The following is a 17,043-nucleotide window of genomic DNA, read 5'->3' as shown; positions in this document are numbered from 1 at the left end:
CTTACCGAAAACGTCCAAATACGACGTAAGCGGTCAGTAGCGGTAGATTGCTGTCACTTCCGCCTGAACGCAAGTGCTCGCCATTCCAAATCCAGCGTCTTGCCGGGCCGACCTTCACATCGGCTAGATTCCGTTCAGCGTTCGACGTCCTTCCAGGCCCGGCCGCCGTCGCGGCGGGTCGAGGGGGGCGCGTCAGCGCGCGGACGCATCACGTCCTGCATGGGACGGGGCTGCTGCATGGCCCGGGGCTGCGGCATGCTGCGCGGCTGCGAGACCGCACCGGGGTTGTTCGGCGCCCAGGCGCCGCCGCCGACCGGATGCGCATCGCGCCACGGAATGCCGCGCGAGGGCTGGTTGGTCTGGGGCGGGCGGTGGCCCGGCGGACGGTGCGGGCGGTGGTTCGGGTAGTAATAGCGCGGGTAGGGCTGCGGGTAGTAACCCGGGTAGCCATAGCCGTAACCGCCGCCGTAGTAGCCGGGGTAACCGTAGTTGCGATAGCGATAGGCATCGCCGTACGGGTAATAGCCATACCCGTAGTTCTGGCCGTAGTAGCCGTAGTCGACGCTGGGGCGGCCGTAGTAATACGAGCCGGCGCCCCCGCCGCCACGATAGGCGTAGTCGGACACGCAACCGGCCAGCAGGCCGGCGGCGATGAGCGGAACGATGAGCTTGCGGATCATGTCAGACCCCCTGGTTTTAGGGTCTCAGCTTCGGCCCGATGCGTTGAACTCGGGCTTAATTCGGCCCGCCCGCTGCTGTACGGTTCAGCCCTTGCTGTCGACCGAGGAATCGCTTTGCGGCGCCGAGACCATGGTCGGATCGAGGCGCGGGGGCAGGCAACCCACCAACAGGACGACGAGCAGACATACCGTTAGTTTGCGGAGCATGTGGATTCCCTGTGGTGGGCGTCGAAGAAGATCGCGCCGTGAGCGGAACCGATCGCGAACGCAGCGACCGGGTGGATATCGGCTTCGACCTTATCCTGGCGGCCCCCATCAGGGAACTCCAGGTCCGAATCGGGTGATGCCGACGCGCGAGGGCGACGAGGTCTGGATGACGATCGTGTCGTTAGCGCGCAACGCCCACGCCCTGCGTCCGGCGGTGGCGATGCGCCTAAGCTAGTCTTCGCGCGGGCAGCGTTTACTGCACGGGTTCACAGAAAAACATGCTGCACTGCATCCGGGTGCAATGCTGCACAAGACACATTGTCGCGGCGCCCCCGGGTTAAGGTAGATTGATCGCGATGGTTACGGCCGGGGATCGGTCTTCGCCGCGCACGCTGCATGCCTCATCCGATCGGCCCGAAGGCCGCGTCGGGGAACGTTGCCGGCGAGTGCCGGGTCGTTCTCCGTAGCGCGGGCACACGCTCGCGCGGTCGCCGCTGCATCGCCTTCCCCTTCTGGCCTGGCCTGTCCCGATGATCGAACTGGATGCGGTCCATCGTCGCTACGAGATGAATGGACAGGCGGTCAATGCCTTGGCCGGCGTGGATCTGAAAATCGCAGCGGGCGAATTCGTCGCCATCACCGGTGCCTCGGGCTCGGGCAAATCCAGTCTGCTCAACATCCTCGGCTGCCTCGACCGGCCCACGCGCGGGCGCTATCTGATCGAAGGCCGCGACGTCGCCGCGCTCGACGACGAGGCCGCCAGCGACATCCGCAACCGCCGCATCGGCTTCGTGTTCCAGAGCTTCCATCTGCTGCCGCGCCTGAGCGTGATGGAGAACGTGTTGCTGCCGCTGCGCTTCAATCGCGAGCCGCCGCCCGGCAGCGTCGAGCGCGCGCGCGAGTTGCTCGCGCGCGTCGGCCTGGGCGAACGCAGCGAGCATCGGCCGAGCGAACTGTCCGGCGGCCAGCAGCAGCGCGCGGCGATCGCGCGTGCGCTGTTGCTGCGCCCGGCCCTGCTGCTCGCCGACGAACCCACCGGCAACCTGGATTCGAAAAGCGCCGCCGACGTGCTCGACCTGATCGAGGAAGTGCACGGCGGCGGCCAGACCGTGGTGCTGGTGACCCACGACCGCGACCTCGCCGCGCGCGCGCCGCGCGAGGTGCGCCTGCACGACGGCAAGGTCGACCATGACTCGGCCGCCTGAGATGCGCCCTGCCCTGCACCGCCCACGCTGGCCGCTGATCCTGGCCGGGTTGGCCGTATCGCTGATGGCGCTGCCGGCGACCGCGATAGTGCTGACCGGCGAAGTGCGCTCGGTCGGCGCGCAGCCTATCTACACCCCGCAATCCAATACCGCGCCGGTGGCGATCCGCTACTTCGTCGCCGAAGGCCAGGCGGTCAAGGCCGGCGATGTGGTGCTGCGCATCGATCCGGGCCAGGCCGGCACCCAGATTCCCGACCTCGACGCCAAGATCGAACAAGCCCGCGCCAAGGCCGCCAAGGAACTGGCGGAACTCGAGGTCAAGGCGGTCGACGCCGAAGTCGCGCTCGCCGATGCCGAGGCCGCGTTGGCCACGGCCAAGATCGAGGCGGCGATTCCGCGCGGGCTGATCTCGCAGCTCGACTACGACCGCCATCAGGGCGAACTCGACAAGACCACGCGCGAGCTCACCCTCAAGCGCGAGCAGTTCGCCGCCGCGCGCGCCGCCGTCGCCCGCCGCCACCAGGACGCCAAGCTGGAAGTCGACAAGCTGATCGTGCAGCGCGAGTACTACGCGGCGCTGCTGCGTCAGTCGGAAGTGCGCGCCGAACGCGACGGCATCGTCCTGCACGGTTTCAACAACAACTGGATCGGCGGCCGCATCGACGAAGGCAGCTCGGCCATGCCCGGCAGCAAGGCCGGCGAAGTGGTCGGTCGCGGCGGCGGCATGGAGATCCGCGCCTGGGCGCTGGAACCGGACCGGCGCGGCCTGAGCGTCGGCCAGGCCGTGCAGCTCGCGTTCGACGCACTGCCGCGGCAACGCGTGCAAGGCCGCATCAAGGCCATCGCCGGCGCTCCCGACCGCAAACCCGAATGGGGCGAAGGGCGCTATTTCAGCCTCGACATCGAACTGCCGCGCGGACATGCGCTCAAGCTGCTGCCTGGCATGAGCGTGCGCGTGTCCACGGCCGCCGCGAGCGGAACGGCGCGATGAAGCGGAGCATGCTCATCGTGCTGTTGTCCGCCGCGGCACTGCCGGCGAGCGCGGCGACCCTGCGTGTCGACGGCGAGGTCTATGCCCGCCGCAGCTCGGCGCTGATGCCGCCGAACGTCGAGCGCATGTGGCAGTTCAACATCACCCAACTCGCCGGCGACGGCGCGCCGGTCAAGCAAGGCCAGTCGGTGATCTCCTTCGACAGCAACGACGTGGTCAAACAACTGGGCGAGAAGCGCAGCCAGCTCAAGGAGAAACAAAGCGAGCTCGACAAGCTCGACCTGGAGCTGGCCGAACGCGAGCGCAGCGAACGCCTGGCCACCGCCGAGGCGCGCGCCGCGCTCGACAAGGCGCAGCGCAAGACCCAGCAGCCGGCCGAGCTGATCGCCGGCATCGAGTACCGCAAGCTGCTGGTCGCCCGCACCCAGATGGAACGCAAGATGGCCCTGGCCCAGCGCCGCGAGAACTTGTCGGCCGAACAACGCCGCCAAGAGCGGCGCCTGCTCGCCGCCGAACGCGCGCAGTTGCAGGCCGACGTCGAACGCCTGCAACGCTCGCTGACGGCACTGGAAGTGACCGCGCCGCGCGACGGCCTGATGATGCACAAGAGCAACTGGGAAGGCGAAAAGTACGACGTCGGCTCGCAGGTCTGGGTCGGCCAGACCGTCGCCGAGATTCCCGACATGAGCACCCTGGCGGTGCGCGCCGAGTTGCCCGAGCGCGACCTGCGCCGGGTCGCGGTCGGCGTGCCGGTACGGATCGTCGTCGAAGGCGGTGCCGGCAGCGTGCTGCGCGGGCGCATCGCCTCGATCGGCAATGCGATCCGCAGCAAATCGCAGGTGCAGCCGGTGCCGGTGCTGGACCTGGACGTACGCCTCGACGACCCGCGCGCGCCCTTGCGTCCGGGCCAGGCGGTGCGGGTGGAGATTCCTTCGGCCAACCCGGCCGCGCCCGCGGCGCCGCGGAGCCTGGCCCGATGACGCGTCGCCCCGCACCTCGCGCGGCGTCGCGCTGCGCCGCGCTCCTCGTCGCCCTGGCCTTGCTCTCGGCCTGCGCGTCCGACACCGCGCCGGCCACCGTCGAGACGGTCGCCGCCGCACCGCTGCGCCTGAGCGTGCGCGGCGAAGGCGAATTCAAGTCGGCCAAGGCCACGCCGCTCAACGTGCCCGGCCGCAATTGGGCCTCGCGCCAACTCGAATGGATGCTGCCGGAAGGCAGCGCGGTCAGGAAAGGCGACCTGATCGCGCGCTTCTCGGCCGCGCAAGGCCAACAGGAACTCAGCCAGACCCTGATCGATCTGCAGCGCAATCTGCTGGCGCGCGCCGCCAAGCAGGGCGAACTGGCGACCGCGCAGAGCAAGGTCGCGGTCGACCTGGCGCAGGTCGCGGTGGAACTCGGCATCGCCGAGCGCTACGCCAGCGCCGACCTCAGCACCATGGCGCGCAACGAAGTGCTCGATGCGGTGCAGGACGCGAGCTACCTCACCGCCAAGCGCGACACCCTGGAATGGCAGCGCGGCCAGGCCGGCGTGCGCGGCGGCGCCGAACTGGCGGTGCTGGATGCGCAGCGCGCGACCTTCGACCTCACCGCCAAGGCGCGCCAGTCGGATCTGGACGCGCTGGAGCTGCGCGCGCCCAACGACGGCGTGCTGATGCTGTCGAGCAACTGGTCCGGCGACAAACCCAATGTCGGCGCGACCCTGCGCGCCGGCTTCGACTACGGCAGCCTGCCCGACGCCTCGGCGATGGAACTCGAATTGAGCCTGCCGCAGATCGAGGCGCAGGGCCTGCAGGTCGGCAACGCGGTCGAGATGTTCCCGGTCGGGCGCCCCGAACAGCGCATCGTCAGCCGGCTGTCGTGGGTCGCCAGCGCCGCCAAGGTGCGCAGCCAGGAAAGTCCGGTGAAGTACCTTACCATGAAGGCGCCGATCCCGGCCGAAGCGATCGCGCGTTACCGGCTGGTGCCGGGCCAGCGGCTCGAGGCCCGGGTGATCCTGTTCGATTCGCCCAAGGCGCTCAGCGTCGCCAACGTCGCCATCGACAGCGATGCCGGCAAGGACTACGTGCGCGTCCGCAAAGGCGGCGATTTCCTGCGCCGCCCGATCCGGCTGGGCGTACGCGGGCCGGCTCGCTCGCAAGTGCTGTCGGGCCTGCGCGACGGCGACGAGGTGCTGCTGGCCGAGGCCGGCGCCATCGAGGCCGCGGCGAAGGCCGTCGAGTCGTCGGCCGAGACCGACGATCCGGGCCAGGCCGCGTCGGCCGATGGCGGCAAGACCACGGCGGCGCCGGCATCCGCCCCGCAGGCGGTGCGTCCTTGAACCGTTTCACCGGCCTGCTGCCGTCGATCTGGCGCGAGGCGATCGAAGAACTGTGGCGTCGCCGCCTGCGCACCTTACTGACCCTGCTCGGCCTGATCTTCGGGGTCGGCGCGATCGTCGCGATGCAGGCGGTCGGCGAAGGCAGCCGGCGCGAAGCGCTGCGCCTGGTCGAAAGCCTGGGCCTCAACAATCTGATCGCCGAAGCCAAGCCGCAGGACGAAAACAGCCTGCGCGAAACCCGCGCGCGCAGCCTCGGCCTGAGCCTGGCCGATGCCGACGCCGCGCTCGCGGTGGTGCCCGGCGCGGAACGCTACGCCGCCGAGAAACCGATCCGCACCCATTCGGTGTTCAGCGACAACGGCCACAGCGATGCCCAGGCCAGCGGCGTGAGCCCGGACTTTTTCGCCCTGTCCTCGCTACGCATCGCCAAGGGCCGCACGCTGAGCGAAGACGACGACCGCGCCCTCGCCGCGGTCGCCGTGCTCGGCCACCAGGCCGCGGCCGATCTGTTCCCGGGCGTCGACCCGGTCGGCCAATACCTGAAGGTCAACCATGTCTGGCTGGAAGTGATCGGCGTGCTGGCCGACCGCGACCTCAGCAAGGATCAGTTCGAAGGCGTGCAGCTCGGCCTGGAAAGCAATCGCGTCTATCTGCCCTTGGCCAGCGCGCGCGCACGCTTCCGTTTCCAGCCGCAGGAGGACGAGATCGATCGTTTCCTGCTGCGCCTGCGCGACCCCGCCCAGCTCGCCGCCGGCGCACGGGTGCTGTCGACCGTGCTCGGCCAACGCCACGCCGGCATGGCCGACTTCCGCCTGGTGGTGCCGCAACAGCTGTTCCAGCAGCACCAGAAGACCCAGCGCATCTTCCGTGTGGTGATGGGCGCGATCGCCGGCGTCAGCCTGCTGGTCGGCGGCATCGGCATCATGAACATCATGCTCGCCAACGTGCTCGAACGGCGCCGCGAGATCGGCCTGCTGCGCGCGCTCGGCGCGCGCCGGCGCGACGTGATCGCGCAGTTCCTGCGCGAGGCCCTGGTGATCTGCGTCGCCGGCGCGGTGCTGGGCCTGTTGTTCGGCGTCGCCCTGGCCTATCTGATCGCCGCCTTCGCCGGTTGGCAGGTCGCCTGGGCGCCGATCCCGGTGCTGGGGTCGGCACTGTTCTGCGCCGCGGTGGGCCTGGCCTTCGGCGTGTATCCGGCGCGGCAGGCGGCGCGCCTGGATCCGATCGCGGCGCTGCGCCACGACTGAACGCAGCATTGCGGTACGACTGAACTCATCCTGTCGCCGGCCCCGCATGGTGTGAATCCGCCATCCGGCGCATGTCAGGCCGGCCGGGCCTGGGCTACGCTTGGGGCATGAACAATCTCTCCGCACCGCCCAGCCTGGCCCCCCTGTTCACCGACATCCTGGCCGCCGCCGCGCGCATCGCGCCGCACGCGCACACCACGCCGGTGCTGCGTTCGCGCGCGATCGACGCCCTGGCCGGCTGCGAGCTGCACTTCAAATGCGAAAACCTGCAGCGCGCCGGCGCATTCAAGTTCCGCGGCGCCTGCAACGCGGTGTTCTCGTTGGACGAGGACGAGGTCGCGCGCGGCATCGTCACCCAGAGTTCGGGCAACCACGGCGGAGCGATCGCGCTGGCCGCGAGCCTGCGCGGCGGACGCGCGACCGTGGTCGCCCCGCACAACACCCCCAAGATCAAACTGGCCGCGATCCGCGCCTACGGCGCCGAAATCGTCGCTTGCGAGCCCGACCAGGCCTCGCGCGACGCCATGACCGCCCAGGTCCTGGCCCGGACCGGCGGCGTGCTGGTGCATCCGTTCAACGACCCGCGGGTGATCGCCGGCCAGGGCACCGCCACTCTCGAACTGCTCGGCAGCGCGCCGGACCTGGACGCGGTGATCGCGCCGGTCAGCGGCGGCGGCCTGCTCTCGGGCACGGCGATCGCCGCGCACGGGCTGAACCCGGCGATCGAAGTGTTCGGCGCCGAACCCGAAGGCGCCCGCGACGCCCACGATTCGCTGCGCGCCGGCCAGCGCATCACCGGCCGCAAGGCCGACACCATCTGCGACGGCCTGCGCGCCGAACTCGGCACGCTCACCTTTCCTATCCTGAGCGAACACCTGCGCGACATCCTGCTGGTCGACGACGCCCAGGTCGTCGCCGCGATGCGGCTGATATGGGAACGCATGAAGCTGGTGGTCGAACCCTCCGGCGCGGTGCCGCTGGCGGTGGTGCTGGCGCATCGCGAACGTTTCGCCGGCCGCCGCGTCGGATTGGTCGTCTCCGGCGGCAACGTCGATCTGGATCTGGTCGCCGATCTGTTCGCCTCTAAGCCAGTTTGACCGGTTCTGCAATCGCATTGCGTTTGATATGCGGCACGTTTCTCAACGCTCGCCATTGCCCGCATAAACCCCAGGAAAACTCGCTTTTTCTGTGATCCTGGTTTGTGTTTTTTATGAACACAGCTGCCACGCTGCGCCATCGCGCGCCCGTCCCTGTCATGCCGCGCGATCATTAACAGTGGGGCTCGTCGACGAGCCGGGGACCACGGACCAGCGCAGGCCAGGGAGTACTACATGGTGGATGTCGAGTTTCGCGTGGTGTCCGACCGTCGCGACGGGCTGCTGCTCGCCCTCGGGCAGGTGGTGATCGCCAACGGCTTCACTTTGTTGCGCCAGCGCATGCTCAACAGCGAAGAAGGCGTGGTGCTGAGCATGGTGGTGCGCGGCCCGGCCGAATCGTTGCTGATGCTCGAAGAGCGCCTGGGCACCCATCACCTGGTGCAGAGCTTCGAGGCCTCGCCGTACGAAGGCGCCAGCGCCGCGCCGGCGCCCACACCGGTGCCGCGCAACAACGGCTCGGCGACCGCCCCCACCTCGGTGCCGCCCTCGGCCGCGCCTGCGCCCACCGCCTCGCCGTCGAGCGCGCCGCCGATCGATACCCAGCGCGTCGAGACCCTGCTGCCGCAGCTGGCCCGCAACTACCCCAACATCCTGTTGCAGTTGGTCGCGCTCGAACGCGAACTGCCGCCGGCCCAGCGCGAGGCGACCTTGCGCTACATCGGCCAGCGCGTCGGCGCCTGGGTCTACAAGCGCGACTTCGCCCTCGGCGGACAACTGCCGCTGGCCGACTCGGTCCGCCGCATCGCCTTGCCGGCGATGCGCCAACTGGTCCAGGCCGAACTGCACGACGACATCCTGAAGATCCGCAACAGCCCCTTCTGCCATCGCGGCGACAGCGGCGAATGCTGCCATTTCCTGCGCGGCATGCTCGGCGGACTGCTCGAAGGCCAACACGGCGCCGATGGCGTCCGGGTGATCGAAAGCCAATGCCGCAATACCGGCGCCGAGGCCTGCCGTTTCGAATTCGAAGCCTGAGCGTCTCCATTCGCCCGGCAGACAGGGAGCCGGCCGGGCTTGCGATGCCGCACCGGGGCGGGGATGGCGCCGGTTCGGCCCTTAGCTAATCCAACCCATCCACAGGGGGTTCGTCATGCCGATCGATCACGCCATTCAGTGCATCCATGACCCGGTGCTCGCCATCTTGTCCTATGTGGTGTCGGTACTGGGGTCGTTCACCGCCCTGCAGTTGGCCATCGCCATCCCGACCGCGGTCGGGGCGGGACAGCGTTGGCGCGCCATCACCGCCGCCGGTATCGCCATGGGCGGCGGCGCGATCTGGGCGATGCATTTCATCGCCATGCTCGCTTGCCGCATGAACGTGGAAGTGACCTACGACTTGCCGATCACCATCGGTTCGGCGGTGGTCGCGGTGGTCTCGTGCATGGCCGGCCTGGGCATCGCCGGCACCGGCATCTTCAATTGGGGCAAGCTGATCATCGCCGGCGTGCTGATGGGGCTCGGCGTCACCGGCATGCACTATGCCGGCATGGCCGCGATGCTGATGCCGGCCGACACGGTCTACAACAGCAACCTGGTCATCGCGTCCGCAGCGATCGCGATCGTCGCCTCGATCGTGGCCCTGTGGCTGGCCTTCAACCTGCGCGGCTGGGGCCAGATGCTCGGCAGCGCCCTGGTCATGGGCGTGGCGGTCTGCGGCATGCACTACACCGGCATGCTCGCGGCCAGCTTCGTGCCGCACGAAGCCGGTGCCGCGGCGGTGGAGCGCGGCGTCAGCGGCGGCTACCTCGGCATCGGCATCTTCGTGGTCACCACGGCGCTGCTCGCCGCGGTGCTGACCTTGAGCCTGGTGCGCCAACGCCAGCGCGCGACGGTGCGGATCTGACGGCAGCCTCTCGATGAAGTCGCGCTGATCCGGGCCACACACCGGCATCGGGCGCAGCGCGATTCCCGCCTACCGAAAGGCCCGCCCATGCGGGCCTTTCGTTTTAGTGTGCTTTGTTAAGACGAAGCTGCCGAGCGCGAGCCCCGCAGGGGCGACCGCAGCTGCGACACGAGGCACGAATGAGCGATCATGGCCCGGCCCCGCATTGCCCGCAGGAATTCCGATGAAGATCGACGGCACCCGCATTCACGATCGCGCCACCGAATTGGTCCTGTCCTATTACGCCGCGTTCAATCGCGCCGACTGGAACGCCATGCTGGGCCTGCTCGGCGCCGACGTCGTCCACGATCTCAACCAGGGTGCGCGCGAGGTCGGGCGCGACGCGTTCGCCGCCTTCCTGCAGCGCATGGCGCGGCACTACCGCGAGCAGTTGCGCGACATCGTGGTGATGGCCTCGCCCGACGGCGCGCGCGCCGGCGCCGAGTACGTGGTCCACGGCGAGTACCTGCTCACCGACCCGGGTCTGCCGGAAGCGCGTGGCCAGCGCTACGCCCTGCCCGGCGGCGCCTTCTTCGAAATCCGCGACAACAAGATCCAGCGCGTCACCAACTACTACAACCTCGAACAGTGGATGGCCATGGTCGGCACTTGAGCCGACCTGCTGACCGCATCGGCACTTGAGCCGACCTGCTTGCCGCATCGGCATTCCAGCCGAGCCGGCGAAGATCAACCGCCGCGATCGCTGCGCAGTTGCTTGACCTTACGTTCGTTGCCGGCGGCCGCGCGCGCCGCGACGATGCTGAACAAGACGATGCCGATGCCGACCACGCAGGCGCCGGCCAGGGCGCGGCCCTGCGGCCAGGCTTCGCCGAGCCACAAGGCGCCGATCACGGTCGCGAACAAGATCTCCGCGGCCTGCATCGCCTCGGCCGCGGCGAGCGCGGTCGGGTCGTTGCGGACCATGCCGGTGGCCTGGAAGAACAACACCGTGGCGATCACACCCGCACTCAGTGCCACGCCGGCGGCCAGCCACACTTGCCCCGCCGGCGGCGCGCCCGCTTCGACCCCGGCATACACCGCGACCGCCCACCACAAGGGTTGGCTCGCCAGGGTCATGCCGAACACGCGCTGGGTCGCGTTGAGTTCGATGCCGGCCTTTTCCAGGTGCAGCAGCAAGCCGCGGTTGCCGAGCGGATAGGCGAAGGCCGACACCGCCACGCAGATCAGCGCGATCCAACCGGCGCGATCGAGACGACCGCCGCCGTGGCCGAACTGCAACAGCAGCACGCCGGCCACGATGATCGCGCCGACCGCCAGCGCCGGCCGCGGAATGCGTGCGCGCGCATCGCGGTACAGGAACGGCGCGCATAACATGCCGGCGATCACGGTGAGCTGGAAGGTGCCGGCGATCAGCCACGACGGGCCGCTGGCCGCGGCAAAGCTCAGGCACACGTAGAACAGCACGAAACCGATTCCGCTCCACCACAGCCAGGGCCCGGGATGGCGGCGGATCGCCCGCCACACCGGCGCCACGCCGCCGAGCATCGGCATCGCGATCAACAGCATCGGCAGGGTGAACAGATAACGCAGCGCCGCGGTCCACGCCCAATGGCCGCCGTCGTTGGCGGCGGCGCGGTTGAGCACGTAGGTGCAGGTGAAGAACAGCGCCGACACCAGCGCGATCAGCACCGCCCACAGGGCGTGGCGGCGCGCGCTCACGGGCGCTGCCGCACGCGGATGCTCGACACCGGCACCTGCACCTCGTCGAAGCCGCCGATGCGGATCGGCGCGCCCGGCGGCGGCCCCCAGGCGTGGGCGTAGATCACTTCCCAAGTCGCCGGCAGTCGGCCGTCGCCGCCGCGCAGGGCTTCGTAGGCCTGCGCCGCGCGGGCGAAGCGCGCACGGCCGGTCAGGCTGCGGCGACGGTCGTTCATCGCATTGGTCGCGCCGAGCGTGCGCAACTCGCGCATCAGATGGCCGAGGTCGGGGTGGCCGAGGACGAATTCGTCGCGATCCAGCACCGGGTTCTGGAAACCCGAAGCGATCAGCGCATCGCCGAACTGGGCGATCGACGGGAACAGACTGACGTGCGGCGCGGCGTCGGCTTCGGCGAAGGCGCCGCGCAGTTCGTACAAGGTGTCGGGGCCGAAGGTCGACACCAGCAACAGGCCGCCGGGCTTGAGCACGCGGCGGAACCCGGCGAACACCGCCGGCAGGTCTTCGCACCATTGCAGGCACAGGTTGGAGAACAGCACGTCGACGCTGCCGTCGCGCAAGGGCAAGGCGCGCGCATCGGCGCAGACCGCATCGGGACGGCGCGCGCCGCCGAGCAGGCGCGGCCGCCAGCCGCCTTCGCCGAAATGGGTGCGCGCCTCGCGCAACATCGGCAGAGCCAGGTCGAGCGCGATCACCTGCGCGCGCGGCCAGCGCTTCTGCATCGCAGCGCTCAAGTGGCCCGGGCCGCAGCCGATGTCGACCACGACCTCGGGGGTGCGCTCGTCGAGGTAGTCCAGGGTTTCCGACAGGCGCGCGCCGACTTCGCGCTGCAGGGCGGCGGCGCCGTCGTAACCGTGCGCGGCGCGCGAGAACGAGCGGCGAACCTGGCGGTGGTCGAAAAGATCGTTCATGAGGCGTCAGCAATCCAGTACGGCGGTCGGGGCGGTCGCCGGTGCGACGAAGCCCTCGATGAGTTGCGCGACCTGTGCGGTCGCGCCGAGAAACGGCGCATGGCCGGCGTTGCCGATGACCACGCTGCGGCCCTGCGGCGAGAGCGCGGCCGCGGCCGGCATCGCACCGGCTGGCACCAGGCGGTCGCGACGGCCCGAGATCCACAGGCTGGGCACCTGCAAGCGCGGCAGTTCGCTGCGCACGTCGAATCCGTCGAGCAGGTCCAGGCCTTCGTGCAGCGCGCGCTCGGCCGGCTCGCCGCGGGCGAAGGCTGCACTCCTCAGACTGCGCAGTTCTTCCTGGGCACTGGCCGAACCCAAGGCCTCGAGAGCGAGAAAGCCTTCGAGGGTGCCGCGGAAATCGCGCCGCAAGGCCTCGCCGAAATTGCGGAACAGATCCGGCGAGACCCCATGAGGCCAGTCCTCGCCGACGACGAAACGCGGCGACGACGCGATCATGATCAAGCCGCGCACCTGCTGCGGATGATCGAGCGCGGCGCGCAACGCGACCTGGCCGCCGAGCGACCACCCCAGCCAGTACGCATCGGGAATGCGCGAGACCAGTTCGGCGGCGAGCGCGCGCGGATCGAGCGGCGCCAGGTCATCGCGCGCATGGCCGTGGCCCGGCAGATCGATCAGATGCAGGGTGAAGTGCGCACTCAACTGTTCGACCAAGGGCGCAAACAAACCGCCGTGCATGGCCCAGCCGTGGATCAGTGCGATGACCGGGCGGGCTGGGTCTGCCGCGGCGCCGGTGGTTTCGATGTACATGGGAAGCGGGTCCGTACTGCTATAGGTCGTCGGGTGTTGCTCATTGCCGCGCGCTGCGCTCTGGTGTCGCCATGGCCCGCACGCGGCGGCGACCGCCGTTACGGCGCGAACGCAGGCGCCGCCGCGATGCACACCGCGCCGATGCGATCGCGCGCCTTGTCCTCAATCGCCGCCGGCGGGGTTCGCGCGGCGCAGCGAATGCAGCGCCGCCAAGGCCTCGTCGCGCCGATCCGACGGCACCAGCAAATGATCGTGATGGAAGCCGGCCAGCACGTTGCAGGCGATGCCGCGCTCGGCCAACACCTGCGACACCGCCGCGGTCAGGCCGACCGCCTGCAGCGCCGAATGCACGCTCAGGCTCAGCCAGGCAGCGACGAAGTCGTAGCTCAGGCCGTGCGCGTCGGCGTCTTCGCGGCGCAGCACACAGGTCAGGCCTTCGGCTTCCTCGATCGTCGCCAGCGCCAGGGCGCGCGGCAAACGCTCGGGCTGCACGGCGGTGACGAAGACGTATTCGCCGGCACGGGCTTCGACCTCGAGCGTCGCCAGCATGCGGGCCAGATCGGTTTCGGGCGGCCGGGTCGGTTGCGGTTCGGCGGCGCGGCTCATCGCGCCACAGTGGCGGGCGCGGCGCGGGCGCCGTCGCTGCCTTCGATCGCCACGCGCTCGGCCGCGCGCGCCAGCGCCTCGATCAGGCCGTCGACCTGTTCGCGCGTGTGCAGCGCCGAGAACGTCACGCGCAGGCGCGCGCGCCCTTCCGGCACGGTCGGCGGACGGATCGCCGCGACCCAATAACCCTGCTGTTCCAAGGCCTGCGCCATCGCCAGCGCGCGGCGGTCGTCGCCGCACATCACCGGCTGGATCGGCGTGCCCGAGGCCAGCAGCTCCAGGCCGAGCTTGCCGGCGCGTTCGCGGAAATGCGCGGTGAGTTCGGCCAGCTTCTCGCGCCGCCAATGGTCGTTGCGGGCCAGCTTGAGCGCCGCGCGCGTCGCCGCGGCCTGGGCCGGCGGCAACGCGGTGGTGTAGAGATGGCTGCGCGCGGTTTCGGCCAGATGGCCGATCAGGTCGGCATCGCCGTGCAAGGCTGCGCCGTAGCTGCCGAGCGCCTTGCCGAAGGTCGCCAGCTGCAACGGCACTTCCTGCACCGACAGACGCGCCGCCGCGACGGTGCCGCGCCCGTCCGGGCCGAGCACGCCGACGCCGTGGGCGTCGTCGACATACAGCACGGCCTTCTGCGCGCGCGCGACCAGGGCGAGGTCGCGCAAGGGCGCGAGATCGCCGTCCATGCTGAATACGCCATCGGTGGCGAGCATCGCCAGGCCGTCGGGAACATTGCGCAACTGCCGGATCGCGCCTTCGGGATCGGCGTGCGGATAGCGGCGCAACCGGCAACCGGCCAGACGCGCGGCGTCGATCAGGCTGGCGTGGTTGAGCCGGTCCTGCACGCAGACGTCGTCTTCGCCCAGCAAACCCTGCACCGCGGCGATGTTGGCCAGGAAACCGCTGCCGAACAGCAGTGCGCGCGGCGAACCGAGCCAGTCGGCCAGTTCGCGTTCGAGCGCTTCATGCTGGGCGTGGTGGCCGCAGACCAGGTGCGAGGCGAGCCCGCCGGTGCCCTCGCGGGCGGCGGCGTCCTGGAAGGCGTTGATCACCGCGAAGTGCTGCGACAAGCCGAGGTAGTCGTTGCCGCAGAAATTCACCAGCGAGCGCCCGTCGACCTCGCAGCGCGCGCCGTCGCGGTGGGTGACCGCGCGGTGGGTACGGGTACGGGCGGTCGCCACGCGCTCGGCGTGGGCGGTCTGGATCCGGTCGCGCCAAAGGGTTCGCTGGCTGCTCATCGCGGTAGCTCCGCCGCGTCAGGCGGCGCAGGAGTGGGCGGGGTCGGTGGTTGCCTCAACGTGCTCTTCAATACTCGCATGGACGGTGCCCGCGGTCTCGACGATCTGCATCGGGCGCAGGCCGAGACGGGCGAACAGGGCCAGATCGCGCTCGGTGTCGGGGTTGCCGGTGGTCAGCAACTTCTCGCCGTAGAAGATGGAATTGGCGCCGGCCAGGAAGCACAGGGCCTGCAGCTCGTCGCTCATGGCCTCGCGGCCGGCCGACAGACGGACCATCGACTTGGGCATCAGCAGGCGCGCCACCGCGATGGTGCGCACGAATTCGAAGGGGTCGAGCTCGGCGGTGCCGGCCAGGGGGGTGCCCTCGACCTGGACCAGGCGGTTGATCGGCACCGAGTCCGGGTGCGCCGGCAGGTTGGCCAGGGTCTGCAGCAGGCCGGCGCGCTGCTCGCGCGACTCGCCCATGCCGACGATGCCGCCGCAGCAGGTCTTCATGCCGACATCGCGCACATGCGCGAGGGTGTCCAGGCGGTCCTGATACTCGCGGGTGTGGATGATCTCGTTGTAGAACTCCGGCGCGGTGTCGAGGTTGTGGTTGTAGTAGTCCAACCCCGCCGACTTCAGCGCCGTCGCCTGGTCGCCCGAAAGCATGCCCAGGGTGGCGCAGGTCTCCAGGCCCAATGCCTTGACCTCGCGGATCATCGCCGCGACCTTCGGGATGTCGCGGTCCTTCGGCGAACGCCAAGCCGCGCCCATGCAGAAACGCGAGGCGCCGGCGGCCTTGGCCTGGCGGGCCTTCTCGATCACCGCCTCGGTGCTCATCAGCTTGGTCGCGTCGACACCGGTGTGGTAGCGCTGCGCCTGCGGGCAATAGGCGCAATCCTCGGGGCAACCGCCGGTCTTGACCGACAACAGGGTGCTGACCTGGACTTCGGCCGGGTCGAAATTCTCCCGGTGCACGCTACCGGCGCGGTGCAGCAACTCGGGAAAGGGCAAATCGAACAGCGCACGGACCTCGGCGCGGGACCAATCGTTGCGAAGAAGGGGCATAGACACTAGAGCTGGCTCCACAGCGGGGATTTCACTGACGGCGGGCAACGGGGGATACCGACAGCGCGGGCCGTTCGGAGCGGGCAGTCTGGGAAGCATGTCGACAACTGTCAACCAGGGCCGGCCGCTCCGGGTTGACAGCATCTGGCGGCGTCTGGGCTGGGCCCTGTGGCCCCCGCGCTGCCTGATCTGCGCCGAACCGGGCCTGCCCGGTCGCGACCTGTGCCGGACCTGCGAAGCCGAATGGCCGCGGCTCGGAGCGGCGTGTCTGCGTTGCGCTCTGCCGTTGGCTGGGGCGGCGGCGGCCGGGGTTTGCTTGGCAACGATCGACCCGCCCGACCTGCCCCTGGTCTGCGGCCACTGCCTGCGCCGGCCACCGCCGCTGACCCGGGTCCACGCGGCCTGTCTGTATCGCCCACCGCTCGACCGCCTGCTGCCGCGCTTCAAATTCCATCGCGACCTGGCCGCCGGCCGATTGCTCACCACGATGATGGCGCAGGCCTTCGAGCCGCTGCTGACGGAAAGTCCCCCGGCTACGACGCCGGGGCTCGCCGTGCCCGACGCATCGGACGCAGCCACAGGAGCAACCGAGCCGGTTCTGGTTCCGATCCCCTTGCATCGCCGGCGGCTGCGCGAACGCGGCTACGACCAGGCCCTGGAACTGGCCCGTCCCCTGTCGCGGCAACTGCGCCTGCCCCTGCTCGACCACGGCCTGATCCGCCTGCGCGACACCCCGGCGCAGTCCCTGTTGGACGCCAAACAACGCCGCCGCAACCTGCGTGGCGCCTTCGCCTGGCGTCCTGGCCTGCCCCTGCCCGCCCACATCGTCCTGATCGACGACGTCATGACCACCGGAGCGACCCTTCATTCCGCCGCCGTCGCCTTGCGCCGCGCCGGCGCCCAGCGCGTCGACGCTTGGGTGTGCGCGCGGTCGACGGCGGGGTGAGCCGACCGCGAGACGATCGTTCGAAGCAGCGACGCGAATGGTTGAGGCACGCGGTGCGACGACAAACGTCGACGCGGGTTGGTTCGCTCTCGCCGACGTCTTCGCGGCCGCCCGCGATGTCGCGGTCG

At 69.8% G+C, this 17,043-nt stretch carries 18 protein-coding genes; 10 read left to right on the top strand and 8 right to left on the bottom strand.

The genetic code is table 11. The features are described 5' to 3' along the window. Nucleotides 1-134: 134 nt before the first annotated feature. A complete protein-coding gene (locus ACTJJK_RS20540; protein WP_440731127.1) occupies nt 135-680 on the bottom strand; it encodes a hypothetical protein in 546 nt (181 codons plus the stop codon). Nucleotides 681-764: 84 nt separating this feature from the next. Further along, entirely contained in the window at nt 765-887 is a 123-nt protein-coding gene (locus ACTJJK_RS20535; RefSeq protein ID WP_255610572.1) for a hypothetical protein, read from the bottom strand. A gap of 530 nt (nt 888-1,417) precedes the next feature. Between ACTJJK_RS20535 and ACTJJK_RS20530 the strand changes: the two genes are divergently transcribed. The 9 genes from ACTJJK_RS20530 (at nt 1,418) to ACTJJK_RS20490 (ending at nt 10,299) form a co-directional block, all read left to right on the top strand. Further along, nucleotides 1,418-2,092, top strand: coding sequence for an ABC transporter ATP-binding protein (locus tag ACTJJK_RS20530; RefSeq protein ID WP_031373636.1), 675 nt, complete (start codon nt 1,418-1,420; stop codon nt 2,090-2,092). 1 nt (nt 2,093) lies between these two features. Further along, on the top strand, nt 2,094-3,083 hold the full coding sequence (locus ACTJJK_RS20525; RefSeq protein WP_440731126.1) for an HlyD family secretion protein: 990 nt from the start codon (nt 2,094-2,096) through the stop codon (nt 3,081-3,083). Between the two features lie 8 nt (nt 3,084-3,091). After that, entirely contained in the window at nt 3,092-4,063 is a 972-nt protein-coding gene (locus tag ACTJJK_RS20520) for an HlyD family secretion protein (RefSeq protein ID WP_440731125.1), read from the top strand. Next, complete coding sequence (locus tag ACTJJK_RS20515) at nt 4,060-5,400, top strand: efflux RND transporter periplasmic adaptor subunit (protein WP_440731124.1); 1,341 nt, start codon at nt 4,060-4,062, stop codon at nt 5,398-5,400. The genes ACTJJK_RS20520 and ACTJJK_RS20515 overlap by 4 nt, the downstream gene beginning before the upstream one ends. Next, nucleotides 5,397-6,647: an ABC transporter permease gene (locus ACTJJK_RS20510; protein WP_440731123.1), complete on the top strand. Its 1,251-nt coding sequence runs from the start codon at nt 5,397-5,399 to the stop codon at nt 6,645-6,647. The genes ACTJJK_RS20515 and ACTJJK_RS20510 overlap by 4 nt, the downstream gene beginning before the upstream one ends. A gap of 107 nt (nt 6,648-6,754) precedes the next feature. Further along, on the top strand, nt 6,755-7,744 hold the full coding sequence (locus tag ACTJJK_RS20505; protein ID WP_031373632.1) for a pyridoxal-phosphate dependent enzyme: 990 nt from the start codon (nt 6,755-6,757) through the stop codon (nt 7,742-7,744). A gap of 234 nt (nt 7,745-7,978) precedes the next feature. Next, complete coding sequence (locus ACTJJK_RS20500; protein WP_223618856.1) at nt 7,979-8,779, top strand: V4R domain-containing protein; 801 nt, start codon at nt 7,979-7,981, stop codon at nt 8,777-8,779. A gap of 115 nt (nt 8,780-8,894) precedes the next feature. After that, nucleotides 8,895-9,647, top strand: coding sequence for an MHYT domain-containing protein (locus tag ACTJJK_RS20495; protein WP_036149516.1), 753 nt, complete (start codon nt 8,895-8,897; stop codon nt 9,645-9,647). A 223-nt stretch (nt 9,648-9,870) separates the two neighbouring features. After that, on the top strand, nt 9,871-10,299 hold the full coding sequence (locus ACTJJK_RS20490; protein ID WP_031373629.1) for a ketosteroid isomerase-related protein: 429 nt from the start codon (nt 9,871-9,873) through the stop codon (nt 10,297-10,299). Between the two features lie 74 nt (nt 10,300-10,373). On the opposite strand, the gene ACTJJK_RS20485 is transcribed toward ACTJJK_RS20490, so the two are convergent. The 6 genes from ACTJJK_RS20485 to bioB all read right to left on the bottom strand — a co-directional run bounded on the left by ACTJJK_RS20485 (nt 10,374) and on the right by bioB (nt 15,969). Then, on the bottom strand, nt 10,374-11,366 hold the full coding sequence (locus ACTJJK_RS20485; RefSeq protein ID WP_440731122.1) for a multidrug resistance efflux transporter family protein: 993 nt from the start codon (nt 11,364-11,366) through the stop codon (nt 10,374-10,376). Beyond that, nucleotides 11,363-12,274 (bottom strand): malonyl-ACP O-methyltransferase BioC, encoded by a 912-nt coding sequence (gene bioC, locus ACTJJK_RS20480; RefSeq protein WP_031373627.1) that lies wholly within the window; start codon nt 12,272-12,274, stop codon nt 11,363-11,365. The genes ACTJJK_RS20485 and bioC overlap by 4 nt, the downstream gene beginning before the upstream one ends. A gap of 6 nt (nt 12,275-12,280) precedes the next feature. After that, nucleotides 12,281-13,084: a pimeloyl-ACP methyl ester esterase BioH gene (gene bioH / locus ACTJJK_RS20475; protein WP_440731121.1), complete on the bottom strand. Its 804-nt coding sequence runs from the start codon at nt 13,082-13,084 to the stop codon at nt 12,281-12,283. A 162-nt stretch (nt 13,085-13,246) separates the two neighbouring features. Beyond that, entirely contained in the window at nt 13,247-13,690 is a 444-nt protein-coding gene (locus ACTJJK_RS20470; protein WP_051885328.1) for an ACT domain-containing protein, read from the bottom strand. After that, entirely contained in the window at nt 13,687-14,919 is a 1,233-nt protein-coding gene (bioF, locus tag ACTJJK_RS20465; RefSeq protein ID WP_051885327.1) for an 8-amino-7-oxononanoate synthase, read from the bottom strand. The genes ACTJJK_RS20470 and bioF overlap by 4 nt, the downstream gene beginning before the upstream one ends. An 18-nt stretch (nt 14,920-14,937) precedes the next feature. After that, nucleotides 14,938-15,969 (bottom strand): biotin synthase BioB, encoded by a 1,032-nt coding sequence (gene bioB / locus ACTJJK_RS20460; protein WP_440731134.1) that lies wholly within the window; start codon nt 15,967-15,969, stop codon nt 14,938-14,940. Between the two features lie 97 nt (nt 15,970-16,066). Here bioB and ACTJJK_RS20455 point away from each other — a divergent pair, with 97 nt between their 5' ends. Continuing rightward, on the top strand, nt 16,067-16,915 hold the full coding sequence (locus ACTJJK_RS20455) for a ComF family protein (RefSeq protein WP_440731120.1): 849 nt from the start codon (nt 16,067-16,069) through the stop codon (nt 16,913-16,915). Nucleotides 16,916-17,043 lie beyond the last annotated feature (128 nt).

Source organism: Lysobacter sp. 22409 (assembly GCF_052045105.1).
Classification (GTDB): Bacteria; Pseudomonadota; Gammaproteobacteria; order Xanthomonadales; family Xanthomonadaceae; genus Lysobacter; species Lysobacter antibioticus_B.
The sequence above is the reverse complement of the archived record's forward strand: the minus strand, read 5'-3'. Positions and strand labels throughout refer to the sequence as shown.

Coding starts and splice junctions, on each gene's coding strand:
- ACTJJK_RS20540 (WP_440731127.1), bottom strand. CDS start 680: ATGATCCGCAAGCTCATCGTTCCGCTCATCGCCGCCGGCCTGCTGGCC.
- ACTJJK_RS20535 (WP_255610572.1), bottom strand. CDS start 887: ATGCTCCGCAAACTAACGGTATGTCTGCTCGTCGTCCTGTTGGTGGGT.
- ACTJJK_RS20530 (WP_031373636.1), top strand. CDS start 1,418: ATGATCGAACTGGATGCGGTCCATCGTCGCTACGAGATGAATGGACAG.
- ACTJJK_RS20525 (WP_440731126.1), top strand. CDS start 2,094: ATGCGCCCTGCCCTGCACCGCCCACGCTGGCCGCTGATCCTGGCCGGG.
- ACTJJK_RS20520 (WP_440731125.1), top strand. CDS start 3,092: ATGCTCATCGTGCTGTTGTCCGCCGCGGCACTGCCGGCGAGCGCGGCG.
- ACTJJK_RS20515 (WP_440731124.1), top strand. CDS start 4,060: ATGACGCGTCGCCCCGCACCTCGCGCGGCGTCGCGCTGCGCCGCGCTC.
- ACTJJK_RS20505 (WP_031373632.1), top strand. CDS start 6,755: ATGAACAATCTCTCCGCACCGCCCAGCCTGGCCCCCCTGTTCACCGAC.
- ACTJJK_RS20500 (WP_223618856.1), top strand. CDS start 7,979: ATGGTGGATGTCGAGTTTCGCGTGGTGTCCGACCGTCGCGACGGGCTG.
- ACTJJK_RS20495 (WP_036149516.1), top strand. CDS start 8,895: ATGCCGATCGATCACGCCATTCAGTGCATCCATGACCCGGTGCTCGCC.
- ACTJJK_RS20490 (WP_031373629.1), top strand. CDS start 9,871: ATGAAGATCGACGGCACCCGCATTCACGATCGCGCCACCGAATTGGTC.
- bioC (WP_031373627.1), bottom strand. CDS start 12,274: ATGAACGATCTTTTCGACCACCGCCAGGTTCGCCGCTCGTTCTCGCGC.
- bioH (WP_440731121.1), bottom strand. CDS start 13,084: ATGTACATCGAAACCACCGGCGCCGCGGCAGACCCAGCCCGCCCGGTC.
- ACTJJK_RS20470 (WP_051885328.1), bottom strand. CDS start 13,690: ATGAGCCGCGCCGCCGAACCGCAACCGACCCGGCCGCCCGAAACCGAT.
- bioF (WP_051885327.1), bottom strand. CDS start 14,919: ATGAGCAGCCAGCGAACCCTTTGGCGCGACCGGATCCAGACCGCCCAC.
- bioB (WP_440731134.1), bottom strand. CDS start 15,969: ATGCCCCTTCTTCGCAACGATTGGTCCCGCGCCGAGGTCCGTGCGCTG.
- ACTJJK_RS20455 (WP_440731120.1), top strand. CDS start 16,067: ATGTCGACAACTGTCAACCAGGGCCGGCCGCTCCGGGTTGACAGCATC.